A 20,445-nucleotide genomic window follows, 5' to 3' on the forward strand; every position below is an offset into this window, starting at 1 on the left:
GGAGGAACGCCGAGGCTTCTGGTATTAGAGACATTTAGGTCATATGGATTATCGCCCCTCACTGGTTGCCTCTCTTAGCCTTGCTGTTTGGGCTGGACTGGCTATGTCTATCAGCTCGACAAGTGCGAGTTCTGTGTCGAAGCTGCTATTGACCAGTCCAGTTTTGGCGCAAAGTTCTACTCCGTCCACCAGCGGAGCATCTAAGCCAACAACTCCCCGCATTCACGTTGTTGTTGCTGGCGATACGGTCGAGGCAATTGCAGTTCAGTATGGCGTTCCTCAGGAGACGATTCGTCGCCTGAATCCAGGGATTAATCCAAATCGCATGAGCATTGGTCAGCAGATCAAGCTCCCTCCCCTCGATGCGGCAGCGGCAGCGGCAGCGGCACTACCGCCTCAAAGTACAACTATTCCTGCAGAGCGTTCTGTTTCTACCCCCGCTTCTACGTTAGGGAATAGTCCAGCTGCTAACACTCCAGCTGTTGATGCTCCTGTCGAGCCTACCGAGGCAACTCGGCCTAGACCTGTGGTAGCTGAGCCTGCGGCGACTGCACCTACATACCCCTCGCCTTGGCTCTTAGGCGGTGGCGTTTTACTCGCTTTTCTAGCAGGAACGGCCTTCTCCTCGTTGTTAGGTCGTCGCCGTGAGGAGACACCTCTGCCTCAGCGGACTGCTGTTAATAGCCTCTCTAGTCCTTCGGTTGCCTCCAGTACCCACAAGACGGATGGCAGCTGGGTTTCGACAACACCACCTGGCACTGTTGCTGAAGAATACACGGAGAACCCTGACGGCGGCAGCTTGGTCCAGAGTGGTAACTCGGTCAAGATGCAGCGACTAGACGTGGTGGAGGAGTTGATCGGCGACCTCCAGAGTAGTGATCGCCAGCAGCGTCAACGGGCCATTTGGGATCTGGGACAAAAGGGGGACTCACGGGCCGTCAAGCCGCTGGTGCATTTGCTGATGGATTCTGACTCCAAGCACCGCAGCTTAATCCTGGCAACCCTAACCGAGATTGGCAGTAGTACGGTCACACCCCTGCATCGGGCCTTGCTAGTGTCTCTGCAAGACGAAAACCCTGAGGTCCGTATGAATGCAATTCGCGACCTCACGCGAGTATTTGATCTGTCTCAGCGCGCCGCCCACATCCTCAACCATGTAATTGACGACCCTGACCCAGAAGTGCAAGAGACCGCACGTTGGGCAGCCAGTCGCCTGGGCGTTACGCAGCTGATGTCTCTTAATAGCGGCGGCACGACCAATCCAGCAGCTCTCAGCGGCTCAGCTGAACCACCCCGCTCTGAGAACGGAACTACTCACCGTCGTGAGGATACACATGCTGATGGAGAACCCGTAGATCGTCGATGAATTCCCTGACAGCGGTAGTGGGGGCAGAGTCCATCTCGGCTGAGGTTGCCCGCATTCAGGCCCTCAAACACCCAACTTCACCTGCCTGGCTAGAGCTGGTACTGGCCCATCCTAATACCTTGCTGCTCGACCACTCTCACTGCGAGCGTAAAGCAGCTGGGGTGGCACTGAACCTGATGTTTCGCTATCCCTCTTGCACAGAGCTTGTGTATGCTCTGACTCAGATTGCTCGCGAAGAACTGGAGCATTTCGAGCAGGTGAACCGGCTGTTAGCAGAGCGAGGCATTCCTTTAGGACCACTCTCTGCACCACCCTACGGGGCTAAGCTCAGTGGCCAAACACGCCGACAAGAGCCTGACCGCTTGCTGGACTCCCTGCTAGTAGCAGGTTTGATTGAGGCACGTAGCCACGAGCGCTTAGGATTGCTGGCCCAGTATTGCCCAGACCCGGTTCTAAGCGACTTTTACAGCAGTCTTATGGCTTCAGAAGCACGGCACTACGGTACCTACTGGGTACTTGCAGATACTTATTTTGAGCGGGAGGCGGTCAAAGCGAGACTTGAGGAACTGAGCGAGGTGGAAAGCCAACTTCTCACGACCCTCCACCCCGAACCTCGAATTCACAGTTAGGACCGGTCTATACGGGCCTACTGACTCTAGAACTCGTCGTCGTAGCCACCGCCACCGCCGCCACTGGAAACTGCTGCGCCTTCGTTGTCGCGCTTGGAGCCCAGCAATTCTAGCCGGTCCACCCGAATCACAGGCTTGGAACGGTCAGCGCCAGTGGCTTTGTCCTTCCAATAATCGAACTTAAGCGAGCCACTTACGCCGATCAAGCTGCCCTTGCGTACATAGTTGGCAGCGGTCTCAGCGGTCTTGCCCCAAATTTCTAGATCAAACCAGTCGGGCTGGTCATCGCGGCTGGTGCGTCGATTGACGGCTAGCGTGAAGTTGCAGACAACACTTCCAGACTCGAAGTAGCGGACCTCTGGATCCCGACCAGCTCGGCCCACCAGGTTCACGGTGTTCAGGCTCATAGAACAAATTTACTACTGCTGACTGTCCCTATACCTTAGCTGAAGCCTGAGAGCTGCGCTAGAGATTCTGCCGCCTCACTTCGCTTAACTAATTCTGCTGCCCCTTACTCTTAACGTAATGTCCCTTCCGACTCCCTTCAGGATCAAAAGTCCGGCAAGCTCTACTGTTTTTGATACGGTTCCCCTCACTGTTTAATCTTGGCTACGTTCCTACAGTAGAGACGTGAGCAACGAAGCCAAGGCAACTGCTTCTAGCTCACCTGCAAAGCTTCTAATGAGCAACGTAAGTAGGAGAGTTACTATGGCCCTTGTTCGTTGGGAACCATTCCGCGAAATTGACACGCTGCGCCGTCAGATGGATCGCCTGTTTGATGATGTCACCAGCCTGACTGGCACCGAGCGCTCCGAGCGTTCTACCTGGGCTCCTGCAGTTGAGCTTAGAGAGACTGAAGATGCGGTTGTGCTGCGCGCCGAAGTGCCTGGTGTAGAAGCCAAGAACCTTGATGTTCAGGTTTCTCGCGATGCAGTCTCGATTGCCGGTGAGCATCACCAGGAGCAGCGTACTGAAGAAAAAGGCCTGTTCCGCACTGAATTCCGCTACGGTAGCTTCCGCCGCGTCGTACCTCTGCCTGCTCAAGTGCAGAACGACCAGGTGAAAGCCGAATTCAAGGATGGCATTCTCACCTTGACCCTACCTAAAGCTGAAGATGAGCGGCGCAAGGTTGTGAAAGTTACCTTAGATAGCGCTCAAAGCTAACTCAAATTAAGACCATGAGGGGCTGTAGTCACAAGTACAAATTCAAGGCCTACAGCCCCTTACAGCCTCTTCCACCGGCGATATTCAAGTACGGAAACCCTCACTCAGTGAGATGGGTAAACCAGCCCTAATTTCAGTCGCGTCGCCGGTAGTGTGGTTACTCAAGTGTTTTTGCTAAAAATCTCGCCCTGGTCGAGTGACCAGACAGACGTATCGGGAGCCGGAAGGACCTATGGCAAAAGTAGTTGGAATCGACTTAGGCACCACAAACTCAGTGGTGGCTGTGATGGAGGGTGGTAAACCCACTGTCATTGCAAACGCGGAAGGCTTCCGGACCACACCGTCTGTGGTTGCCTTCGCGAAAAATGGAGATCGGCTGGTCGGGCAAATCGCCAAGCGCCAAGCCGTGATGAACACGGACAACACGTTCTATTCAGTCAAGCGCTTTATCGGCCGTCGCTACGACGAAATTACCGAAGAAGCTAAGCAAGTTGCTTATAAAGTACTCAATGTCAGCGGCAACGTTAAGGTCGATGCCCCTGCAGTTAGCAAGCAGTTTGCACCAGAAGAAATTGCGGCACAAGTGTTACGTAAGCTGGTTGATGATGCCAGTAAGTACCTGGGTGAGCAGGTTACTCAAGCGGTAGTTACCGTCCCTGCTTACTTCAACGACTCTCAGCGTCAGGCTACCAAAGACGCTGGTAAGATCGCGGGCATTGAAATCCTGCGCATCATTAACGAGCCTACCGCCGCTTCGCTGGCCTACGGCTTAGAGAACAAGAGCAACCAAACCATCCTGGTCTTTGACTTGGGCGGCGGTACCTTTGACGTCTCTATCCTGGAAGTGGGCGATGGTGTCTTCGAGGTGCTGGCAACCAGCGGTGACACTCACTTGGGTGGTGACGACTTCGACAAGAAGATCGTAGACTACCTGGCCGGTGAGTTCCAGAAGACCGAAGGCATCGACCTGCGCAAGGACAAGCAAGCTCTGCAACGCCTGACTGAAGCAGCAGAGAAAGCCAAGATCGAGCTGTCTAGCGTTACCCAGACCGAGATCAACTTGCCGTTCATTACCGCCACTCAAGACGGTCCTAAGCACCTCGACACAACCCTAACTCGGGCCAAGTTCGAAGACCTGTGCTCTGACCTAATTGACCGTAGCCGCGTGCCAGTTGAGCAAGCGCTACGCGATGCCAAGCTCGACAAGTCGAAGATCGACGAAGTCGTGCTGGTGGGCGGTTCGACCCGTATTCCTGCGGTTCAAGAACTGGTTAAGCGCGTTCTGGGCAGAGACCCCAACCAAGGCGTGAACCCGGATGAAGTGGTCGCGGTTGGTGCGGCAATCCAAGCCGGTGTGCTATCTGGTGAAGTCAAAGACATCCTGCTGCTGGACGTAACACCGCTATCTTTGGGTGTTGAAACCCTGGGTGGTGTGATGACCAAGCTGATCACCCGCAACACCACCATTCCTACCAAGAAGTCCGAGGTGTTCTCGACTGCGGTAGACGGTCAGAGCAACGTGGAGATCCGCGTGCTCCAGGGTGAGCGTGAGATGGCCAATGACAACCGTGAACTGGCAACCTTCCGTCTGGATGGTATTCCCCCGGCTCCCCGTGGTGTCCCTCAAATCGAAGTTACCTTCGACATCGACGCTAACGGCATCCTTTCGGTGAAAGCCAAGGACAAGGGAACAGGCAAGGAGCAGTCCGTGACCGGTATCGGTGCTTCAACGCTGTCTAAGGACGACATTGAGCGCATGGTCAAGGATGCTGAGCGCAACGCTGCTACCGACAAGGAGCGTCGCGATCAGATCGAGGCCAAGAACCAAGCCGACTCTCTGGCTTACCAAGCCGAGAAGCAGCTCAACGAGATGGGCGACAAGGTTCCTGCTGCCGATAAGACCAAGCTGGAAGGCATGATTAAGGATCTGCGCGAAGCGATTAGTCAAGAAGATCACGAGCGCATCAAGACCTTGACCGGCGAGTTGCAGCAAACCCTGTACACGGTTAATAGCAACCTGTATCAGCAGGGCGCAACTCCCGATGCTGACGGTGCTGGTGGCCCCACCCCTGATGGTGCTGGTGGCCCTGAGAAGTCTGCTGGCGGTGATGATGTCATCGACGCTGAGTTCTCTGAAACCAAGTAAGTTTTAGATCAGTCTTAGGAGCTTTCGGCTCTGATACGTTGAAGCCCCCTAGCTAATAGCTAGGGGGCTTTTTTGAGGTTCTAGCGAAGAAGTTAAAGCAATTAAAGGTCCAAGCATTCTGGAGCATAGACTGTGTAAGCCTCGCACAGGCCTCTCAACGTCGCTTAGCACGTCTTTTCCAGGTGCCACCATAGCGATAGAAGCGGTTGCTCTGGCTCAAACTGGGCCAGCAAGCTGGGCAAACCAGCTTCCAGATGCCAGTGTCATCGTGTTGAATTCGATAGAGCAGGGGCGAAGCCTGCTGGCAGATTGCGCAGGGCTTGGTCTTCATTCAGATTACGGAACCAGTACCGAATAATAGAGAGAGCACTGCACGTGGGTCGGCATGACGGAATTGAGGCGGTTTTTTAAGCACGAGGTGTTGCCCCTGCTGGCAAACCTCAAATTGGCAATTGCGTTATTGCTCACAATTGCCCTATTCAGCGTTCTCGGCACAGTGATCGAGCAGGGACAGACCCTTGAGTTTTACCAGACTAACTATCCTGAGAACCCAGCCCTGTTTGGCTTTCTCACCTGGAAACTACTGCTGACTCTCGGTCTCGACCATGTCTATCGAACCTGGTGGTTTCTGACTCTGCTGATTCTGTTCAGCTCCAGCTTGGTGAGCTGTACCTTCACCCGTCAATTTCCCATGCTCAAAGCGGCGAAGCGTTGGAGCTACTACACCAAGCCCCAGTCCTTCCGCAAGCTTGCCCTTAGTACAGAACTGCCTGGGGCCCGTCTCGGCGATCTTCAAACTCGCTTGGCCTCAGCCCGCTACCAAATCTTTTCTGAGGACGGCAAGCTCTACGCCCGTAAGGGCATGATCGGCCGCATCGGTCCGATTGTCGTCCACGCCAGCATGTTGCTGATCCTTGTGGGGGCTTTATGGGGAGCGTTCACTGGCTTTCAAGCCCAGCAGATGGTACCGAGCGGAGCCACCTTCAAGATCACAAACATTACTGAGGCAGGCCCCTGGGCGAGTCCCCAGTTTCCCAAAGATTGGTCAGTGCATGTCAACCGCTTCTGGATTGACTACACCCCTAAGGGCAGCATCGATCAGTTTTACTCTGACCTGTCGGTGCTCGACCTGAACGGCCAAGAGGTGATGCGCAAAACTATCCACGTTAACGAGCCTCTGCGCTACCACGGCGTCACACTCTACCAGGCTGACTGGAGCGTGGCGGGCATTCGGGCCCAAGTTAATAACAGTCCTTTGTTCCAACTGCCGATGGTGCCGATTCAAGCGGCTAACGGTAGCCGCCTCTGGGGCACCTGGATGCCAATCAACTTTGAGCTAAACCAGGGCATCACCCTCCTGACCCCAGACTTGCAAGGCACCTTGATTGTTTACGGGCCCGATGGGCAACTGCTAACCACGACCCGAGTAGGCATGCCCACTGAGCTTGCCATTGCTGGCATAGACAAGCCTGTGCGGATTACCGTTCGGGATGTGGTGGGCGCAACCGGATTACAGATCAAGGCCGATCCGGGCATCCCGACCGTCTATGCAGGCTTTGGCTTGCTGATGCTGGGGGTGATGATGAGCTACGTCTCCCATTCGCAAGTATGGGCGTTGCAGGAAGGCGAACGACTGTATGTGGGTGGGCGCACGAACCGTGCCCAGGTTGCCTTTGAACGAGAATTAGTCGCTTTGCTGAGCCAGGTCGAACAACCACAGACAGTGGTGAGGACCGCACCAGCAGCTCAGATGCCGATCTTGCAATAAAGTGCGCCCTTCCAAAGATAGGTTCGAGAGGTTGCTATACTGGGGGAAGCATAGACTGTAAAGTTTTATAAACATGGCTTCCCCCAACCTGATAGCGCTGGCTCAGCAGCTTGAAAGCGAAAATACCCGAGACAGAATGCTAGCTCTGGCAGCGCTTCGGGATGTGCCCCCTACAGATGCAGTGCCACTGATTCTGAAGGTCCTTGACGATCAAAACCTTCAGATCCGGTCAATGGCAGTCTTCGCTCTGGGTGTGAAGCAAACTGACCAAAGCTTTCCGATTCTGGTCAAACTTATAGAGAACGAGCCAGACTACGGCATCCGAGCCGATGCGGCTGGAGCCTTGGGGTATCTGGGTGACATCCGAGCCTTTGAGCCTTTGTTGCGTGCCTTCTATGAGGACACCAACTGGCTGGTGCGCTTCAGTGCAGCTGTCTCATTGGGTAATTTGGGCGATCCTAGAGCTCATGATGCGTTGGTCAGCGCACTCGACAGCGAAGAGGTCGTCTTGCATCAAGCAGCGATTGCTGCCCTAGGGGAAATTCGCGATTTGGATGCGGTCGATCACATTCTGCGCTTTGCTCAATCTGAGGACTGGCTGACCCGCCAACGCCTAGCCGAAGCCTTGGGCAATTTGCCCACTGCTAAGAGCCGTTCGGCCCTGACCTATCTCAGCAAAGATAGCCATTCTCAAGTCGCAGAAGCAGCTCGCCTTTCTCTGGAACGATTGAGCGAAGCACTGCTGGCTAGCAGTCCGGTTGGCTCAGAAATTTAACTGTATCTTAATCCGAAGATGAGGCGAACGCATTGGCTGTGCCTATTGGCGAGCCAGTGCGTTTGCTTTATGCGCCAGTTCAACATCCAAGTTAGTAATCCCGCCAGCATCATGAGTGGTGAGGTCAATGGTGACGCGGTTATAGACGTTGAACCATTCAGGATGATGGCCCATTGACTCAGCCACTAAAGCCACACTGGACATGAAGCCAAAGGCTTCGATGAAAGAGCCAAATTGAAACTGACGGTGCAGCTTACCGGCTTCCAGGCTCCAGCCTGAAAGGTTTTGCAGAGCAGCATTGACTTCCGGTTGGGAGAGGCGCACAGGAGCACTCATAGCGTATTTCTGACGACTGAAAGGGACAGGCTGGGCAGTGCTGCCTACGGTAGCACCCATAGCTGTAAGCACTAGAACACCTAAAACTAAGACAAGCATGAGCCTGTAAACCCAATATTGGGACTGGGCAAAAGCTTTAAGGTTCATCTTGCTCGCGTTTGCAGAAAGCTTAAAAGGATTTCACTGGCTTGCTCTTTAGAATAGGTGCTCCTTGGCTCTGAACTATTTCTGGGCCTTAACTCTAGTGGCAAGCGCAAAGACAGCAAGCTCAAAACCTCCAAGCCTCAGCTCACTATCAAGTAACTGTCAACTGCCAGCAACTATCCCAGATCGACAAATCTCCTAAGATTGTCGTTTTTTGGTTTGTTGACGTAGTTACTAGGTAGTTTTCTCTAGAATGCTCTAGAATTGCGCTGATAGCAGATGCAGATAGGGAATGTCGAGGGCTGGTCCGCCAGCTTCAGGCATTCAGCGCAGAGTGAGTGTTGACGGTTCGGACTAGCAGAACTTCGGGTGACCCATGGAAACTTTGGGATTTGTTCGAGCATTGCAGGCCTATGATCGGTCCTGTCCAGAGGGCAATGACTTAACTGAGGGACTTTACTCAGATCCGTTAGCTCCGGCAGACCAGTTGAGAAGCGAGTCCGGCTCCTGGACAGAAATTGAGGTCAAGAGATCCTTAGAAGCAGCGGGTCGAGTCAGTCGCCAACAGTTCTCACATCTAGCCACGACAGGTGCTCTCACCCTTTTGGTGACGGCGGCAGCCCTATCAGCAGGCTCGGCACAAGCCGTTAGCTTAGGCGATTCAGGATCCTACGTGGCTCAGATTCAACGAGCTTTGGGCATTCCGGCTGACGGTGTATTTGGGCCAGCCACGCAGCAAGCGGTTATTCGGTTCCAACAGCGCAATGGCATCTCACCGGATGGTGTTGTGGGCTCACGCACCAGCCAGGCGCTATTGGGTGTGGCTGTCCCCGATACCGGCGGTGGCAATGTTCCAGCCGTAAGTATTCCGGCCTCTACTGCTTCCTCTGCTTCCACTGGTGCCACATCAGGCAGTGTTGTCGAGTTGCAACGCCTGTTGAGCGACCGAGGCTTTAGTCCGGGTACCGTTGACGGTGTCTATGGTCCCAGTACAGAAGCCGCGGTTAGGCGCGCCCAGACCTTCTACGGGCTAAGCGTAGATGGTGTTGCTGGACCCGCCACCCTATCTGCTCTACGCGGTCAAACCTCACCCCGAGATACGCCACAGTCTGTAAGTTCTGGAGCCTGTCTCAGCGGCCCAGCGGCAACTCAACAGCTCCTGGCCAACCGGGGCTTCTACGCGGGCGCTATCGATGGCATCTGTGGACCTGCAACTCAAGATGCGATTCTGTCTGCGCAACGCTTTTATGGGCTGACTCCTGATGGTGTGGCCGGATCAGTGACACTCTCAGCCTTGCGCTCAGACACAGCGCAGGCTCGTGTGACGACCGAGCAGGCCGCCAGTGCCGCCAGCACTGATGTCGCTCAACTGCAGCGTTTGCTCCAGAACCGAGGCTTCTACCTGGGCTCAATTGATGGAGTCTATGGCCCCGATACAGCGAATGCCGTCCGGAATGCGCAGTATTTCTATGGGCTAACTCCGGATGGTGTAGCCGGTCCAGCAACCCTCGCCGCCTTACAGGGGCAAGCGGTAGCCTACTATCCACCGCCACTCTCTCTGCCAGGACCCACTTACATCAGCTACAACAGCAACTCCAGTGCAGATTTGCCAGTGAGTACATTGCAAGAGCTGCTGCGGGACCGAGGCTACTACAGAGGTGCGGTTGATGGAGTATACGGTCAGGGCACTCGCAGTGCTGTGATCGCCTTTCAGAATGCCAATGACCTGTCTGCTGATGGCGTCGCTGGCCCCAATACGATTGGCTTGCTGCAATCACGCTATTACTAGCCTGCGATCAGCGTAATCTGACACATCCAGCCTAGAGAGTAAATAAGCAAGTAGCAAGCAAGTAGGAGGTTCACGGCTCAAAGGCCAGAACCCCTGCATCGCCATCCAACACCACAGGGCAACCAACGGGTAGGGCGGCGTTGACGCCATCATGCCCGAAGGGCAGTTCTGAAACAATCGGCAAACCCAGATCGCCTAGGCGATCCTGTAATACTTCGACCACACTCAAGCTGCGCTCCGGGTGCAAGGGTTCGCATTGGCTAAACCGACCCAGGGCGATGCCGCGCACGCCCGCAAAGGCTCCACACATACGCCACTGGGTCAACATACGGTCCAAGCGGTAGGGCTGTTCCCCCACATCTTCAAAAGCCAAAATCGTGCCAGTCAGGTCGGGACAGAGGGCTGTGCCCAGTAGATGCGTTGCCACTGTGAGATTGGCTGGCAGCAGTAGACCCTGTGCTCGGCCATTCCCCCAGCCTTGCCCATTGAGCGGAGCTAAGGCGCGTCCCTCGACCGCGTCGAACAAGCGATCTATAGACCAGTGGGGTTCGCGGCCGAGTGTGGTGAGTAAGGGACCATGTAGACCAGCCCGTCCTCTCACGGCTTGCGCCCAGAGCAGGGCAGTGATGTCAGAAAACCCTACCAGCCAGCGGGGTTCTGCTTCAGGCCAGTGCCAATCTTCTAGCAGGCGAGCCCCGCCATAGCCACCACGAACACATAGGATGGCATGGCAGGCGGGATCGCTCAGGGCTTGCTCTAGCTGAGAGCGGCGTACCAGATCAGCTCCAGCGAGATAACCACGGCGAACGCGCAGGTCTGGGGGTAGCACCACCTCGTAACCCCGCGAGAGCCAAACGGCAACCCCAGCTTCGAAGGCCTCCAATTCTGATAAAGCACCACTGGGCAAAACCGCTATCAGGCGATTGCCAGGGACTAGGGCAGGCGGAAACTTGAGCAGGTTCATGGTGATTGTCCAGTTGCAGACCTGAGCCAGCGTATAGATCTATGGGTACCTTCAGAGGAAGTCTAACTGCGGTTGGGCGGCAACCTTTACTGCTTTTCTGGCTTTAGTTTTTTGGCCTAAATCCCTTGGCCTGAGTTACTTGGCCTGAGTCACTAGCCTTTTTGGGGCCTGAGTCTATGACCCTTGAGTTTTTTCTCGCGCGGCCAGCACCGCTGCAAACCACTGCTCAAACCGATCACCCAGCGCCGAGAGCGAGTATTCCTGTTCGGCCTGAGTTCGACAAGCCTGGCGTTCGAGCTGGTCGATTTGACCAATCGCCTGCACCAGTCCCTCAACGCTATCGGGTTCAACGAGCCAACCTGTACGACCTGGATCGACAATCTCAGCGGGTCCACCTCGTCGGTAGGCGATCACAGGTACCCCACAGGCAAGGGCTTCAATGGCGACGTTGCCAAACGCTTCGATCCATTTCGGTGTCATCACCAATGCCCGAGCGCGGCGCACGACTTGCTGCAATTCCAGGGTCGGCAAGAATCCCACGTAGTGCAATGGGGCTCCAGCAAATTCCTGCTGGATCTGCTGCCAGTAAGCCTCGTCCTGTAGCTTGCCGAGGATATCGAGCGTTATCCCAGTCGCTTGAGCAGCGGCGGCGGCGTCTTCCAGGCCCTTCTCAGGTGCGATCCTGCCGATCCAGCACAGGCGCGATTCCGGTACGGGATTGAAGTCGTACAGGCTGAGATCTAAGCCACTACTTAAGGGGCGACAGAGGTCGGCAAAGGCGAAGGTCTCGGCCTGGGTGCGCGTGTAAACACCAATACTGCCGGGGTAGCCTTTGGCCACTCGCTCAATGATCTGGTCGAGGGCATCGCTCAGCGACCCCATACTGACCAGATGGGCCATCGGTTTGTCGAGAAAGGGCGTCAGGTAAAAGGGCAGCCAATCGTAGGCGAAGTTGACGATTAAGTCATACTCCGATTGGACCTGGCGCACCAACTCCCACATGTTGGCCAGCACCGAGTTCTCAGGCATCAGAATCGGGGTTTCCCGCGTCTGGTTCTGGGCAAAAACCTGTGACTTGCCAGGGACTGGCAGCAATGGAATCTGCTCCGACTGCGAACCTTCGGGCGCAATCAGGTGCAGCAAGTGACCGCGTTGCAGCAACTCCTGGGCAACGTTTTGGATCGTTAATTCAACACCTCCACCAATACCAGAGCCGAAGGGGCCGACCGAGGTGGAAACGAATAGCAGCTTCAGAGGACAGACTTTACAGGCACATCGCGTCTATCCTATCGCTAGGGGAATCGCGCTGGAGCAAGGGTTGAGTGGGATTTTATTCGCAGGTTATTTTTCCCCGCTTGATGGACTGGTCCATGTCTGGGTCTGGGTTGGCTCGGTACCGCCAAGAAGTTTTGGCCGAGGTGCGGGGTGATGTTTTAGAAATCGGTTTTGGCACCGGCTTAAATCTGCCCTACTACCCACCTGACGTTCAGGAAATTACGGTCATTGACCCCAATGCAGGCATGTCTGCACTCGCCCAAAAACGGATTTCCCATTCTAATATCCAGGTCCATCGTCAGGTTCTGAAAGGTGAAGAGCTACCGATGCCGGATGCCAGCTTTGATAGTGTAGTGAGCACCTGGACCCTCTGCAGTATTGCTGACCTTGACCGAGCCCTACAACAGATTTATCGAGTGCTCAAACCGGGCGGCAAATTCTTTTTTGTGGAACATGGTTTGAGCGATGACCCTAAGGTTCAGGTCTGGCAAAATCGTTTGACCCCTGTCCAAAAAATCGTCGCTGATGGCTGTCATCTCAACCGCAACATGCAACAATTAGTCGAAAGTCAGGGATTCAAATTGCTCAAACTAGAGCGTTTTTATGCTGAAGACTTGCCTAAATTTATTGGCTATTTATACAAAGGTATCGCAGTAAAGCCTGGTTAATTATCAGGGTAGTATCACTTGGTTGAGCAGCAGCCCAAATTGCAGAAAAATTATGCCTAGTTATGATTACACCTAAATTACAAGGGTCTGATCCAGATATTGCGATACCTGACTAGATCAGCGTGCTCCTGTAATTTAAAAGGGGCTCTGGCCTTATGCGCAAGGTAGAGTGCTGGTCCGTGCCAGGTGTTGCCGTATATTTCCACATGGTTCTGAATTAACACACGATTGTGTAGCACGGTGATCCGGGCTCGTTCGGTTACTTTGCCTTGTTCATCGAACTTTGGAGCCTTGAAGATGATGTCGTAGCTCTGCCATCCGCCCGGTTTGCGGCTGGCATTGACCAGAGGAGCAGGCTGTTTATAAATTGCCCCCGCTTGACCGTGATAGTAGGTCTTGTTGTCATACGAATCGAGCACTTGCACTTCGTAGCGTTCCATCAAGAAAACACCACTGTTGCCACGCCCTTGACCTTCTCCCTTAACTTCAGCGGGAGAGCCCATTCAATATGCAACTGACAGTCGCCAAACTCTTTCTGAGTGGCGATGTCTCCCGTATTGGGTACAACTTCTAAGTAGCCATCTTTAACCTGCCATTTCGCTTCACCGCCGTTGACACTACGCCACTGGAACAAATCCCGACCATTAAATAGCACAATAGCGTCAGTGGGTGGACTACTGTCAGTTTTGCCCGGTGTAACGATGGGGGGTTCGTTGTGAGGCGGGGGAAAAAGGCCAAGGTCTTGCATCAGTTCGCCTAGCACTAACCATAACAGCAGGGTTTACAGAGAGTCTAAATAATAGTGAATATCTCTTGGCCCTAATCATCTTAATGGTGAGTATTAAGGGTTCAACCAGAGGAAAGTCAGGAAATAAATTAGTTTTAGTCTCGATTGTGGGAGCAATGAGATGATAAATGGTAATTGTCTTTTCCCATGTCTTTTGCTTCAGTGATAATGTGACTTTGAGTGCAGTCTCAATACGCTAAAGAAAACAAAAAAGAGGGTTCGCCATGTCTGAGCCGTTCATTGGTGAAATTCGATTATTTGCAGGCAACTTTGCCCCTAGAGGTTGGGCCTTCTGCGATGGGCAACTCCTGCCCCTTGCTCAAAGCACTGCTCTATTTTCTATTTTGGGCACGACCTATGGAGGCAACGGAAAAACCACTTTTGCTCTGCCAGACCTCCGAGGTCGCGTGCCAATCCATGCAGGCACTGGGTCAGGTCTTAGCCCCTATGAGCTAGGGCAAGCGGGCGGACAAGAGCAAGTCATGTTGACGGTTGCCGAGTTGCCAACTCATAGCCATGATGTGTCTGTCAATAGCAAGAAGGCCAATCAACTGGAGCCAGTTGGGCACATTCTTGCTGAAGCGGAACGACGCAAAATCTACAGCACAGGCAATCCAGATGCGACCATGCATTCAGCCACAATTGCCAACACCGGTCACAGCCAACCTCACGAAAACCGGCAACCGTACCTCGCTTTGCATTACATCATTGCCTTAGAAGGTTTCTTTCCACCGCAACCCTAGAATGACGGCACCAAAACAAGCTGTAAACGGGTGTGGGAGCTTCGGCCATTTCCACAGAAAGGTCCATTGCCAGAGAAAGGTAGAGTAGGCTTCACGGTGGCGCCTTAGTGCAGGCGAGATCCCAGAGCATCACCTAGGTCCCGCCTGCACTAAGGCGATTGCTTCTGAAGCAGTCACTCTACCCTTGCCATTGATTTGCTTCCTCAGCAAAGTTCGCTCGCTGAGGGCGAACGACACAGAATCGATGGCCAGTAGGAGCTTCCATCACCCACCAAGTTTGCACCTGCCGAAGACGTTTTGCTCCCAGCTGTTCTAGCCGCCGAACTTCTGCTTCGATGTCATCTGTTTCGATGTCAATATGAACTCTGCTGGGATGCTCTACCTTCTGAACTTCGATGTGTAAGTCCTCTGGTTTGGTTGCGAAAGGCACATAGTTTTGGTCTTCTGGCGCTGTTGAAGGCTTAATGGCGTAGCCTAATGCCTGGCTCCAAAACTCCACAGCTTGATCGAGGTTTTCAGTTTGGCAGTCAATGATCAAACCGGCGAGTCGACTCTTATGCATGATGCATCTCCTTCAATACTTGTATTTATCGCTTAGTTACCTCTAAGTTAAGGCCTAGTCTACCTTTGGATACTCACGATTCAACTTTAGCGCACAATCAACCACACCCCTATTAACAATATTCCCAAGCCTAGCAATTTTGTGGTTTCTAGAGGATGCGGAATTGCACCTAGTAGACCGAATTGATCGATCAAGGCAGCTAATATAAACTGTGAGGCTACCATTAAAGTAAACCCTGTTGCCAATCCTAATCGAGGTGCTATGTACCCGATGGTAGCAACGATGAATAGTCCCAATAGCCCAGAGCTGAAAGCATACCAGGGGACATTCTGCCAGGCTCGCAAATTTCCCCAATTTGTCCCAAGCATGACTAAAGCCGCAACTACGCCACCACCCGAGTAAGTGATGAAGACACTTTCGAGAGTGCCCAGTTTTTGATCCATCACACTCATGAACTGGCTCTGTAATGTGACCACGACTCCTCCCAGAATCGCTAGAATTACTGGAAGAATGTCCATTGGGTTACTTCTCTAGGTCTTAAAATAGGTCTTGAAAATCACAGAATGTTAGGCTTCGTATCTGGGCTGATTATTGCGCTTGACGTACACAATTACCATACCTCGATACCAACCAGCATCAAGTAGGCTTTTTTAAGCCTCGACCATGGTTGGTAAGGGCTTCGTACTCAGCTCTGATCAGCTGATTTTATCTAGAGAGGCTGGCTCACAGAAGCTCGGCTATCCAGGCTTTAGCAATGGCCCACTCCACGCCTCTATCAAGTAGACGCTATCATCAAAGAGCCGCAAGGCAACCACATAGTGGAATAGACAAGGGAGATGACCATGAAAATACTGATGGTGTTAACATCGCATGACAGACTCGGTGATACTGGCAAAAAAACGGGATTTTGGTTGGAGGAGTTTGCGGCTCCTTATTATGTATTTAAAGATGCAGGTGCCGAGATTACACTGGCTTCTCCCCAAGGTGGACAGCCGCCCCTTGATCCTAAAAGTGACGAACCCGATTCCCAAACCGAGGCAACTATTCGTTTCAAGCAAGATACAGAGGCACAAACAGCCCTAGGTAACACCCTTAAGCTATCAAGTGTGTCGGGTGAGGATTACGATGCTATATTTTATCCCGGTGGTCACGGGCCTTTGTGGGACCTGTCTGAGGATAAAGATTCCATAGCTTTAATCGAAGCCATGTATGTTGCGGGCAAGCCTGTAGCTGCCGTTTGCCATGCTCCTAGTGTGTTGCGCAATACCAAAACTCATGAGGGATCTCCCCTAATTGAAGGTAAGTCTGTAACTGGCTTTTCGAACACGGAAGAAGCAGCTGTTGGTTTGACTGATGTTGTGCCATTTCTCCTTGAGGACGAGCTGAAAAAGAGCGGCGGCAAATATTCAAAGGCAGAGAACTGGCAGCCCTATGTCGTTAGCGACGGCAATTTGATTACAGGCCAGAATCCGGCGTCATCTGAAGCAGGAGCAAAGGCAGTCTTGCAACAGCTAAGTATCGCTTCCTCATGAAAAAGGCGTCGAGGCGAGTAGCTGGCTAGCTACTCGCCTCGATTCTTAAGTACAAGGCTCAATGGTAAATTAATCAATCCCTATCGCTACGCAAACACTTTGACCGACGCCAAGGTACGCTTCTATTGGAGTGGCAAGTTTTACAGTTGTGTAGCTGCGGAGGGAGTTCTCTCAGCCTTAGAACTGGCACCTGAAGCGAGAAAAGATATTCTGATTCTTTTAACGGATGGTCTCAGGGTTTGTTTGATCGTTTAGGGATCGAAGTAGTTTACTAGGACGTGCAGATTTCACAGCAAGATAGAGTACGGGATATCGAGTGAACATATAATGCTCATACTCATACCAATGCATATCCCCTTTTCTTTGGTTACAGGCCCTGCAAATCACCCACAAATTTTCGAAGTTCAGTGACAACCAAGGATACTGTGCCCTGGGTAGTTTGTGATCGATAGTCTTACCGCCAGTTTTAGAGTAGCTTTTCTCACAAATTGGGCAATCCCAGTCGGAGTGGTCTTTTACCCAATCCTTACTCTCCTGGGTTGTTCCACACTCAAAGTCACCGCTCACATAGCGCCAGTAATCGAATCTCCTGTAGTCTTCAAAATCTTGAGGAGTTAATCTGTGATATCGCTTACCACCAATTTCGTCCGCGAGCCTAAATAGTTCCCCAAGTTCCTTCCCCTCAAGATTCATAGCCTCTCTCCCTAGGATCTAACAGTTCCATAGGACTTTTGATTGCGTTTTTTTCGAGCTTTTTGGTCAGCTTTAGTGCTGAAATCAATGGTTTCAACTTCAATGTCAGGAAACTGCCGATCGACCTCTTCTGCAATCTCGTTGACTTCTTCAGATAGCCTTTGATTAAACTCTTGTATCTCTCGATTGGTAATATATTTGTTGCCGATGCGATCAGCTTCTAAAAATAGTTCCCCAAGGGTCAGCTCCTCTAATTCGTATTTATCTAAAAATTCCTGGATTTTCTGAAACAAATTGACAACATTGTCCCAACCAACATTTCTATAGCTATTGTCCCTCAGCCATTGCTGGTCTTCTTTGCGAAGTTTAGCTCGCTTCCTAGAGTTAGCACGCTGAACCTCGTGGTAGCTCATTGCGTTAAACTTTCTTTTTTGGCTTGCCATTAGTTTAAGTCCTTAACCTAGCGTTGAACCAAACATTTTAATGAGCGCCTTTCGAATTTCACTGTCTTCATATTGCAAAAGCTTCTTTGTGCTCATCGCTAGCTTGAGTCTAATTTCGTCAACCAAGTTCTTTAAGGCTTTGTTATCCTTTTTGAGTTGATCATTTGCTTCTGTCAACTCATTGTTCCGAGAACTTAGAGTTTTGACTTCAACCCCTAAATCTCTATTCTCAGCAGATAATTTTTGAATATCAGCTTCCAGCTTTTCTCTTTCCTGCTCTAATTGCTTTTTTCTAGCTCCAAGCGGTTCTTTGTTTTTCTCTAGAGTTTTAATAGACTCTTCTAAACCGCGATACTCTGTTTTCAGGGATTTCAGTTTACTTTCTGCCTGGTTACGCATCCTTGAGTAGTAGGAGTTCTTGTTCCCCAGGCTAGAATTCTTTTGAGCAAAAGATTCGACAAGTTTGATTGCACTGGGCTCTCTACTGAGAAGGTGAAGTATCTTCTGACATTCCTCCTTACTCAGTTCCTGGCTGATATTCTTATTGATACCGTATTTTTCTTTCAGTATACTTTGGAGCTCATCTTTTGACGCCATTAGTTACCTCCAGAAATTAGCATTTCAACTACATGGGGATAGATCATAAGATCCCAATTGCTATACCAAGCCAATCTACCGTAGCGAAAGAAACTTGCATATTCATGCTATACAGAGGTCAGGTCCCTGTGTGTGTATTGTTCCCAGTTTTTACGTGGCTCAGCACGATTTTCATTTATTCTTCATTCAATCTTAGTGATATTGCGGTGTGGGTTGACTCCACCTGTCCTAAATCTACTGAGATCATTCAGTTGCTTCAGAGGCAGTAATCTCCAGGCAGCAAAACCTATACAAAGCACCTTGTACCAAACTTTTTGCTTCGCATCGTCTAGCGCAACTTCTTTGGTTAGTATAACAACGGCTCCTTTCGAGGCAGAATACACCGCCAAGAAAGGTTTAGAGACCAAATCATTGACACTAGAGATTATGATTCACATAATGCAATCGCCACGCCTCTACACCTTCTGATGCGGCATTTAATAGATACTATTGAGAGCCGATTCCAGCCTAAGCAAGTTGTTCAGTCCAATCAGATTCGCTGTAACTGCAACTTAAAAGACAAAATAGTTTCACCGACTCAAGAGCGAATGGTACTTCGAATCGAGGGTAGCCTGATATTCCGCTCACTGAGCACAGACGGGTTTGAATCCTAACGGTAGCTTCAGCTGTGCCAGTGTAGCGGGGTCGTTATACTGTATTACTCAGAAAACAAAGCACTCACAGCACTGCAAGATCCTTAAAGCAGCGACGTGTCAATTCTAGACGAGCGGCTGGATCTTTCTCACTGCGAATGTCAATATTAGTGGCAAAAAAGTAAGTATTTTCGCCTTTCTCCAAATAGCCGACGTACCATCCAATTTTCGGCATTACATCATCCGCAAACCCTACCCAACCTGTCTTACCTCGGATTGTGTAGTCTGGAGTTTTCTCCATAATCATAATGTCTTTGACAAGGGAGAAAGATCTCTCAGAGAAGGGTAAATCGTTATTGTAGAGACGGCGAAGAAACTGAATTTGCTCTTGAGGTGTGATGCGAAGTTCTCCCTCTAACCAGAATTTGTCAATGTCATCCTTACCACCAATTCTTCGATTGCCGTAGCCTAATTGAGCTACCCATTTTTGCATTTGCTCGTAGCCCACTCGACGAGCTAGCACTTGATAAAACCAAATGGCGGAAAGCTTGATTGCCTCTCTCATATTCAAGTCTCGGTTCCAGGCAGGAACCTTTCTTTGAATTCCATCCCAGGTTAAAACGGCAGCTTCATCTGAAATGACTCCAGTCTCCAACGAGATTAGAGAATTGAGAATCTTGAATGTTGATGAAGGTAAAAAAGCGGTTGAATTTCGATTGGGGTTATGTTGATAAGTCCGATTATTCTTCAAATCCTGGATTAGGATAGAGCCTTCTACGTTCAAGTCTCGAAAGTGCCTTGAAAAATCGATTTCTCGATTAGCGTTTGATTGAGCGACTTCCGTACTAGAAGGTTGAACCTTTAGAGCTGGGAGCGTTGAAGCTACCTGTATAGACTGAAACAAGACGGCAGCTATACAAGCCAAGGTTAGAAAAGCAGCAATAGACAAATGAAGGATTCGACCCGCAGGCTTCGATAGGGAAAGAAATCGTGAGCGGGATTGAACTACTCTCACCCAATTTCTGATTCTAGAATTCATGATACAGACGTCTCACCCAAATTTGAACGCAAAGAAATTGCTGAACCTGTTGTCCTAAAAGACAGCAAGTCGTCTGACCGTTGAACTTAACAACGTACAGCAAGCGTAGCGGATTATGCACCCGACGCACTAATTTGATGCGCGGCTGCTAGACTGCTTAAGATTAATGATGAACAGTCGAATGTTGTCACAGGTATTGCTACAGATCACCCCCAAAATAGGTGAATAGGCAGAGGGTTTCTATCTATTGTTCTAAATTGAGCAAACAGACAAAATTTTCATAGCTACAGGGGTAGTACGTTGCTTCTATAGCTAGTACTAAGCGCACGTTGGATCTTTCTAGCTATCCAAACCAGCACCCAGGTCAGCCTTTTGGCACGAGGACGAGACACA

At 51.4% G+C, this 20,445-nt stretch carries 24 protein-coding genes; 10 read left to right on the forward strand and 14 right to left on the reverse strand.

Annotation, left to right across the window (positions count from 1 at the left end):
• Window positions 1–133 precede the first annotated feature (133 nt).
• Both H6F94_RS01350 and H6F94_RS01355 read left to right on the forward strand, forming a co-directional pair.
• Complete coding sequence (locus H6F94_RS01350) at window positions 134–1,366, forward strand: HEAT repeat domain-containing protein (RefSeq protein WP_190800427.1); 1,233 nt, start codon at window positions 134–136, stop codon at window positions 1,364–1,366.
• Complete coding sequence (locus H6F94_RS01355) at window positions 1,363–1,995, forward strand: MiaE family protein (protein ID WP_190800428.1); 633 nt, start codon at window positions 1,363–1,365, stop codon at window positions 1,993–1,995. Before H6F94_RS01350 ends, H6F94_RS01355 begins: the two co-directional genes overlap by 4 nt.
• Before the next feature lie 26 nt (window positions 1,996–2,021).
• On the opposite strand, the gene H6F94_RS01360 is transcribed toward H6F94_RS01355, so the two are convergent.
• Window positions 2,022–2,402 carry a single-stranded DNA-binding protein gene (locus tag H6F94_RS01360; RefSeq protein ID WP_190800429.1) on the reverse strand — a complete coding sequence of 127 codons (381 nt, stop codon included), beginning with the start codon at window positions 2,400–2,402 and terminating at the stop codon, window positions 2,022–2,024.
• A gap of 301 nt (window positions 2,403–2,703) precedes the next feature.
• On the opposite strand from H6F94_RS01360, the gene H6F94_RS01365 reads away from it, so the two are divergent.
• Together H6F94_RS01365 and dnaK are read left to right on the forward strand one after the other, a co-directional pair.
• Window positions 2,704–3,159 (forward strand): Hsp20/alpha crystallin family protein, encoded by a 456-nt coding sequence (locus H6F94_RS01365; RefSeq protein WP_190800430.1) that lies wholly within the window; start codon window positions 2,704–2,706, stop codon window positions 3,157–3,159.
• Between the two features lie 232 nt (window positions 3,160–3,391).
• Window positions 3,392–5,305 (forward strand): molecular chaperone DnaK, encoded by a 1,914-nt coding sequence (gene dnaK / locus H6F94_RS01370; RefSeq protein ID WP_190800431.1) that lies wholly within the window; start codon window positions 3,392–3,394, stop codon window positions 5,303–5,305.
• A 154-nt stretch (window positions 5,306–5,459) separates the two neighbouring features.
• Here dnaK and H6F94_RS01375 read toward each other — a convergent pair whose 3' ends face one another.
• The gene (locus H6F94_RS01375; RefSeq protein WP_190800432.1) at window positions 5,460–5,636 is read right to left on the reverse strand and encodes a DUF8622 domain-containing protein; all 177 of its coding nucleotides are present in this window, start codon (window positions 5,634–5,636) and stop codon (window positions 5,460–5,462) included.
• A gap of 54 nt (window positions 5,637–5,690) precedes the next feature.
• Here H6F94_RS01375 and H6F94_RS01380 point away from each other — a divergent pair, with 54 nt between their 5' ends.
• Both H6F94_RS01380 and H6F94_RS01385 read left to right on the forward strand, forming a co-directional pair.
• Window positions 5,691–7,073 (forward strand): cytochrome c biogenesis protein, encoded by a 1,383-nt coding sequence (locus tag H6F94_RS01380; protein WP_190800433.1) that lies wholly within the window; start codon window positions 5,691–5,693, stop codon window positions 7,071–7,073.
• Window positions 7,074–7,146: 73 nt separating this feature from the next.
• The gene (locus tag H6F94_RS01385; RefSeq protein WP_190800434.1) at window positions 7,147–7,848 is read left to right on the forward strand and encodes a HEAT repeat domain-containing protein; all 702 of its coding nucleotides are present in this window, start codon (window positions 7,147–7,149) and stop codon (window positions 7,846–7,848) included.
• A gap of 42 nt (window positions 7,849–7,890) precedes the next feature.
• Here the strand turns inward: H6F94_RS01385 and H6F94_RS01390 are convergent, their stop codons facing one another.
• Window positions 7,891–8,244, reverse strand: coding sequence for a 4a-hydroxytetrahydrobiopterin dehydratase (locus tag H6F94_RS01390; protein WP_242040923.1), 354 nt, complete (start codon window positions 8,242–8,244; stop codon window positions 7,891–7,893).
• Window positions 8,245–8,704: 460 nt separating this feature from the next.
• Here H6F94_RS01390 and H6F94_RS32775 point away from each other — a divergent pair, with 460 nt between their 5' ends.
• Entirely contained in the window at window positions 8,705–10,117 is a 1,413-nt protein-coding gene (locus H6F94_RS32775) for a peptidoglycan-binding domain-containing protein (protein ID WP_190800435.1), read from the forward strand.
• Between the two features lie 70 nt (window positions 10,118–10,187).
• Here H6F94_RS32775 and H6F94_RS01400 read toward each other — a convergent pair whose 3' ends face one another.
• A complete protein-coding gene (locus H6F94_RS01400) occupies window positions 10,188–11,081 on the reverse strand; it encodes a S66 peptidase family protein (RefSeq protein ID WP_190800436.1) in 894 nt (297 codons plus the stop codon).
• A 174-nt stretch (window positions 11,082–11,255) separates the two neighbouring features.
• Window positions 11,256–12,242: a glycosyltransferase family 4 protein gene (locus tag H6F94_RS01405; protein WP_313949193.1), complete on the reverse strand. Its 987-nt coding sequence runs from the start codon at window positions 12,240–12,242 to the stop codon at window positions 11,256–11,258.
• Between the two features lie 161 nt (window positions 12,243–12,403).
• Between H6F94_RS01405 and H6F94_RS01410 the strand changes: the two genes are divergently transcribed.
• Window positions 12,404–13,024: a class I SAM-dependent methyltransferase gene (locus H6F94_RS01410; protein ID WP_190800437.1), complete on the forward strand. Its 621-nt coding sequence runs from the start codon at window positions 12,404–12,406 to the stop codon at window positions 13,022–13,024.
• 77 nt (window positions 13,025–13,101) lie between these two features.
• Here H6F94_RS01410 and H6F94_RS31485 read toward each other — a convergent pair whose 3' ends face one another.
• Together H6F94_RS31485 and H6F94_RS31490 are read right to left on the reverse strand one after the other, a co-directional pair.
• Window positions 13,102–13,527, reverse strand: coding sequence for a 3-keto-disaccharide hydrolase (locus H6F94_RS31485; RefSeq protein WP_199320107.1), 426 nt, complete (start codon window positions 13,525–13,527; stop codon window positions 13,102–13,104).
• Window positions 13,464–13,772, reverse strand: a complete 309-nt coding sequence (locus tag H6F94_RS31490) for a 3-keto-alpha-glucoside-1,2-lyase-like domain-containing protein (protein WP_199320108.1) — start codon at window positions 13,770–13,772, stop codon at window positions 13,464–13,466. Before H6F94_RS31490 ends, H6F94_RS31485 begins: the two co-directional genes overlap by 64 nt.
• Window positions 13,773–14,035: 263 nt before the next feature.
• Between H6F94_RS31490 and H6F94_RS01420 the strand changes: the two genes are divergently transcribed.
• Window positions 14,036–14,554: a phage tail protein gene (locus H6F94_RS01420; protein WP_190800438.1), complete on the forward strand. Its 519-nt coding sequence runs from the start codon at window positions 14,036–14,038 to the stop codon at window positions 14,552–14,554.
• Between the two features lie 178 nt (window positions 14,555–14,732).
• Here the strand turns inward: H6F94_RS01420 and H6F94_RS01425 are convergent, their stop codons facing one another.
• Both H6F94_RS01425 and H6F94_RS01430 read right to left on the reverse strand, forming a co-directional pair.
• A complete protein-coding gene (locus H6F94_RS01425) occupies window positions 14,733–15,116 on the reverse strand; it encodes a VOC family protein (protein ID WP_190800439.1) in 384 nt (127 codons plus the stop codon).
• Window positions 15,117–15,202: 86 nt separating this feature from the next.
• A complete protein-coding gene (locus H6F94_RS01430) occupies window positions 15,203–15,634 on the reverse strand; it encodes a DMT family transporter (protein ID WP_190800440.1) in 432 nt (143 codons plus the stop codon).
• A 324-nt stretch (window positions 15,635–15,958) separates the two neighbouring features.
• Here H6F94_RS01430 and H6F94_RS01435 point away from each other — a divergent pair, with 324 nt between their 5' ends.
• Complete coding sequence (locus H6F94_RS01435) at window positions 15,959–16,648, forward strand: type 1 glutamine amidotransferase domain-containing protein (RefSeq protein WP_190800441.1); 690 nt, start codon at window positions 15,959–15,961, stop codon at window positions 16,646–16,648.
• A 219-nt stretch (window positions 16,649–16,867) separates the two neighbouring features.
• On the opposite strand, the gene H6F94_RS01440 is transcribed toward H6F94_RS01435, so the two are convergent.
• The 5 genes from H6F94_RS01440 to blaOXA form a co-directional block, all read right to left on the reverse strand.
• Window positions 16,868–17,341: an HNH endonuclease gene (locus H6F94_RS01440; protein WP_190800442.1), complete on the reverse strand. Its 474-nt coding sequence runs from the start codon at window positions 17,339–17,341 to the stop codon at window positions 16,868–16,870.
• A gap of 11 nt (window positions 17,342–17,352) precedes the next feature.
• Window positions 17,353–17,784: a hypothetical protein gene (locus H6F94_RS01445; protein WP_190800443.1), complete on the reverse strand. Its 432-nt coding sequence runs from the start codon at window positions 17,782–17,784 to the stop codon at window positions 17,353–17,355.
• Between the two features lie 12 nt (window positions 17,785–17,796).
• Complete coding sequence (locus tag H6F94_RS01450) at window positions 17,797–18,381, reverse strand: hypothetical protein (RefSeq protein WP_190800444.1); 585 nt, start codon at window positions 18,379–18,381, stop codon at window positions 17,797–17,799.
• 182 nt (window positions 18,382–18,563) lie between these two features.
• Window positions 18,564–18,812, reverse strand: a complete 249-nt coding sequence (locus H6F94_RS33390) for an SDR family NAD(P)-dependent oxidoreductase (RefSeq protein WP_190800592.1) — start codon at window positions 18,810–18,812, stop codon at window positions 18,564–18,566.
• A 286-nt stretch (window positions 18,813–19,098) separates the two neighbouring features.
• Window positions 19,099–20,052: a class D beta-lactamase gene (gene blaOXA / locus H6F94_RS01460; protein ID WP_190800445.1), complete on the reverse strand. Its 954-nt coding sequence runs from the start codon at window positions 20,050–20,052 to the stop codon at window positions 19,099–19,101.
• Between the last annotated feature and the right edge of the window lie 393 nt (window positions 20,053–20,445).

The organism is Leptolyngbya sp. FACHB-261 (genome assembly GCF_014696065.1).
GTDB lineage: Bacteria > Cyanobacteriota > Cyanobacteriia > FACHB-261 > FACHB-261 > FACHB-261.

Excerpts from the sequence above, each read along its gene's own strand:
- H6F94_RS01425 (WP_190800439.1), bottom strand. The coding sequence starts at position 15,116 with ATGCATAAGAGTCGACTCGCCGGTTTGATCATTGACTGCCAAACTGAA.
- blaOXA (WP_190800445.1), bottom strand. The coding sequence starts at position 20,052 with ATGAATTCTAGAATCAGAAATTGGGTGAGAGTAGTTCAATCCCGCTCA.
- H6F94_RS01445 (WP_190800443.1), bottom strand. The coding sequence starts at position 17,784 with ATGGCAAGCCAAAAAAGAAAGTTTAACGCAATGAGCTACCACGAGGTT.
- H6F94_RS01385 (WP_190800434.1), top strand. The coding sequence starts at position 7,147 with ATGGCTTCCCCCAACCTGATAGCGCTGGCTCAGCAGCTTGAAAGCGAA.
- H6F94_RS01450 (WP_190800444.1), bottom strand. The coding sequence starts at position 18,381 with ATGGCGTCAAAAGATGAGCTCCAAAGTATACTGAAAGAAAAATACGGT.
- H6F94_RS01435 (WP_190800441.1), top strand. The coding sequence starts at position 15,959 with ATGAAAATACTGATGGTGTTAACATCGCATGACAGACTCGGTGATACT.
- H6F94_RS01380 (WP_190800433.1), top strand. The coding sequence starts at position 5,691 with ATGACGGAATTGAGGCGGTTTTTTAAGCACGAGGTGTTGCCCCTGCTG.
- H6F94_RS01420 (WP_190800438.1), top strand. The coding sequence starts at position 14,036 with ATGTCTGAGCCGTTCATTGGTGAAATTCGATTATTTGCAGGCAACTTT.
- H6F94_RS32775 (WP_190800435.1), top strand. The coding sequence starts at position 8,705 with ATGGAAACTTTGGGATTTGTTCGAGCATTGCAGGCCTATGATCGGTCC.
- H6F94_RS01390 (WP_242040923.1), bottom strand. The coding sequence starts at position 8,244 with ATGGGTGCTACCGTAGGCAGCACTGCCCAGCCTGTCCCTTTCAGTCGT.
- H6F94_RS01400 (WP_190800436.1), bottom strand. The coding sequence starts at position 11,081 with ATGAACCTGCTCAAGTTTCCGCCTGCCCTAGTCCCTGGCAATCGCCTG.
- H6F94_RS31490 (WP_199320108.1), bottom strand. The coding sequence starts at position 13,772 with ATGCAAGACCTTGGCCTTTTTCCCCCGCCTCACAACGAACCCCCCATC.
- H6F94_RS31485 (WP_199320107.1), bottom strand. The coding sequence starts at position 13,527 with ATGGGCTCTCCCGCTGAAGTTAAGGGAGAAGGTCAAGGGCGTGGCAAC.
- H6F94_RS01355 (WP_190800428.1), top strand. The coding sequence starts at position 1,363 with ATGAATTCCCTGACAGCGGTAGTGGGGGCAGAGTCCATCTCGGCTGAG.
- dnaK (WP_190800431.1), top strand. The coding sequence starts at position 3,392 with ATGGCAAAAGTAGTTGGAATCGACTTAGGCACCACAAACTCAGTGGTG.
- H6F94_RS01440 (WP_190800442.1), bottom strand. The coding sequence starts at position 17,341 with ATGAATCTTGAGGGGAAGGAACTTGGGGAACTATTTAGGCTCGCGGAC.
- H6F94_RS01375 (WP_190800432.1), bottom strand. The coding sequence starts at position 5,636 with ATGAAGACCAAGCCCTGCGCAATCTGCCAGCAGGCTTCGCCCCTGCTC.
- H6F94_RS01430 (WP_190800440.1), bottom strand. The coding sequence starts at position 15,634 with ATGGACATTCTTCCAGTAATTCTAGCGATTCTGGGAGGAGTCGTGGTC.
- H6F94_RS01365 (WP_190800430.1), top strand. The coding sequence starts at position 2,704 with ATGGCCCTTGTTCGTTGGGAACCATTCCGCGAAATTGACACGCTGCGC.
- H6F94_RS01360 (WP_190800429.1), bottom strand. The coding sequence starts at position 2,402 with ATGAGCCTGAACACCGTGAACCTGGTGGGCCGAGCTGGTCGGGATCCA.